1 protein-coding gene and 1 pseudogene are annotated in these 3,305 nt (G+C 65.8%); both read left to right on the plus strand.

The annotated features are described in order from the left end of the window. Positions 1-2,003: pseudogene (locus EOA33_RS29075) on the plus strand (response regulator); the annotation flags it as partial. Between the two features lie 549 nt (positions 2,004-2,552). Beyond that, positions 2,553-3,305, plus strand: a 753-nt coding sequence (locus tag EOA33_RS29080; RefSeq protein ID WP_127407215.1) for a substrate-binding domain-containing protein, incomplete at its 3' end; no start/stop codon positions are given.

A 3,305-nucleotide genomic window follows, 5' to 3' on the forward strand; every position in this document is an offset into this window, starting at 1 on the left:
ATTCTACGTCAACAAGGGCTGGTGCGATCTCACCGGCTTCGCCAAGGATGAGGCGATCGGCAAGACCGATGTCGAGATCTTCGGGCCGGACGGCGAGGCCTTCGTCGCCGGCGATCTCGCCGTGCTGCGCACCGGCGAGACGCAGGAGATCGAGGAGAGCGTGACGCTCGCCGATGGCAGCGTCAGGCACCAGTTCGCGCGCAAGGGGGCGATGATCGCCTCCGACGGTTCGCTCTATCTCATCGGCTCCACCACCGACATCACCGAGCTCAAGCAGCGCGAGGCCGAGCTCAGCGAAGCGCGGCAGCGCGCCGTGCTCGCCGACCGCGCCAAGTCGGAATTCCTGGCCAATATGAGCCACGAGATCCGCACGCCGATGAACGGCGTGCTCGGCATGGCCGAGCTGCTGGCCAAGTCGGATCTCGACCCCAAGCAGAAGACCTTCACCGACCATCATCGTCAAGTCGGGAAACGCGCTGCTCACCATCATCAACGACATCCTCGACTTTTCCAAGATCGACGCCGGCCAGATGGTGCTCGATCCGGCTCCCTTCAACCTGGCCGAGGCGATCGAGGATGTGGCGACGCTGGTTTCGACGCGCGCCAAGGAGAAGGATCTCGAGCTCATCGTGCGCGTCCAGCCGGGCCTCGACAGCCACTTCATCGGCGATGTCGGGCGCATCAGGCAGATCGTCACCAACCTCCTCGGCAATGCGGTAAAATTCACCGACGAAGGCCATGTGCTGGTCGACGTCACCGGCGAGCGCGTGCCGATGGGAACGAAGCTGACCATCTCGGTCACCGATACCGGCATCGGCATCCCCGAGGACAAGCTGAGGGCTGTGTTCGAAAAGTTCAGCCAGGTCGACACCTCCTCGACCAGGCGGCACGAGGGTACCGGGCTCGGCCTGGCCATCACCTCGCGGCTGGTCGATCTGATGGCCGGCGAGATCGGTGTCGAGAGCGCCGAAGGCAAGGGCTCGACCTTTTGGTTCACGGTGACGCTGCCGCGCGCCGTCCAGGAGGGCGCGCAGCGGATCATGCCGGTGGACGTGACAGGGGCACGGGTGCTGATCGTCGACGACAATGCCGTCAACCGCTCGATTCTCAGCGAGCAGATGGCGTCCTGGACGTTCGATTCCTGCGCGGCTGAAAGCGGAGCCGAGGGGCTGAAGGTACTGATCGCGGCGGCCGCCTATGGCGTGGCGGTCGACTGCGTCGTGCTCGACTACCAGATGCCGGGCATGAGCGGCGCCGAAATGGCGCGCATCGTGCGCAATACCGACGGCCTCGCGCACACGCCGATCATCATGCTGACGTCCGTCGACCAGTCGCTCGCCAACACCAGTTACCGCGACCTAGGCATCGACGCGCAGCTCATAAAGCCGGCCCGCTCCTCCGTGCTGCTGGAGACGTTGGTCGCCACCATCCAGCGCCATCGCCACAGCACGGTCGGCAGCCGTCCGCCGCAAGCGGGAGCTGGCGCCCTCGGCAGCGGACCGCCGCGCGCAGCGCCGGCGCAGGCGCCCACGGCAGCGTCGGAACGGGCCCTGCTGCAGCCGCCGCCGGTTCGTGCGCGCGCCCGGCCGGCAAGCGCCGAACGCGGGCTCGACATCCTCGTCGCCGAGGACAATGAGGTGAACCAGATGGTGTTCACGCAGATCCTCGGCGAGACCGGCTACGGCTTCGAGATCGTCGGCAATGGCCGCAAGGCGCTCGACGCCTACGGCCGGCTCAATCCGCGCATGATCCTGATGGACGTGTCGATGCCGGAGATGAACGGGCTGGAGGCGACGGCCGTCATCCGCCGGCTCGAGGAGGAGAGCGGCATGCATGTGCCGATCGTCGGCGTCACCGCGCATGCGCTGAAGGGCGACCGCGAGCGCTGCCTGGAGGCCGGCATGGACGACTACCTGCCCAAGCCGATCAGCCCGAGGGCGCTGCTCGAGAAGCTCGAGCGCTGGCTCGGCACGGGCGCCCAGGTCCAGAGAAACGCCGGCTAGGCCTGCCGAGGCGAAGGGCCGATTATCTCCTGCGGGCCGGCGCCGTCGCGTCCAATTTGTGCAAAGCACACCGGGAACCGAAGGGATGTCGCAAGGGTATGGTGCGATCGCACCATACCCTTGTGGGCGTCGAGCCGGAACAATGGCGGCATCGGATTCGCTCCTTCGGTTACGGGCGGGAGCAGCGACCGCCGGCATGAAACAGCGTCGAATCTACCCCAACGGACCTGTTTTCGGCGATGGCTCGGCCATGATGCGCTCTGGCCAGGGGCAACGCGCTCTCGTCCGGCTTTTCTTTTCTCGGCGGCCGCGGCTCGCGCCGCCGAGGGCGGGGGCGGTCATCGAAATTCGCGCAAGTCCCTGATTCCCTCCGGCAAACGGCCTTTGCCTCGCGGAGGCTGGCGGCCAGCCGTTTCCGCCAGACCAGTGAGACGTTACCGGGCTGACACGAAACTGTCATGCAACTGTAATAATCGGAAGCTATTGGCCTCACCGGGCGCCAATGGACAGCGGTGCCGAGAGACCATCTTCCGAACAGGAGCAGGCCACATGAACAAATTCCTTCTCACGGCGTCGGCCGCTGCGCTTGCGCTCGCCGCGTCGTCCGGCTTCGCCGCCGCGCGCGACCAGATCCAGGTTGCCGGGTCGTCGACCGTCCTTCCCTATGCCAAGATCGTCGCCGAGCAGTTCGGCGAAACCTTCACCAAGTTCAAGACCCCGGTGGTCGAGTCCGGCGGCAGCGGCGCCGGCATCAAGGAATTCTGCAAGGGCGTCGGCGAAGACACCATCGACATCGCCAACTCCTCGCGTCCGATCAAGAAGGACGAGATCAAGTCCTGCGCCGACGCCGGCGTGAAGGACATCCAGGAAGTCCGCATCGGCTATGACGGCATCGTCTTCGCCACCGACGTCAAGGGCCCGGACTGGGCGCTGGCTCCCGCCGACATCTACAAGGCGCTCGCCGCCAAGCTCGTCGTCGACGGCAAGCTGGTCGACAATCCGAACACCAAGTGGAACCAGGTCAACCCGAAGCTCCCCGACTGGGACATCGCCGCCTACATCCCGGGTGAAAAGCACGGCACCCGCGAGGTGTTCGAGACCAAGCTTCTCGACGCCGGCTGCGACAAGGCCGCCATCAAGGCCACCGGCATCAGCGACGACAAGGAAGTCGGCAAGACCTGCATCGCCATCCGCAAGGACGGCAAGGCTGTCGACATCGACGGCGACTACACCGAGACGCTCGCCCGCATCGACTCCAACAAGACCGGCGTCGGCGTGTTCGGCCTCGCCTTCTACGAAAAC

Source organism: Mesorhizobium sp. M4A.F.Ca.ET.050.02.1.1, from assembly GCF_003997725.1.
Taxonomy (GTDB): Bacteria; Pseudomonadota; Alphaproteobacteria; order Rhizobiales; family Rhizobiaceae; genus Mesorhizobium.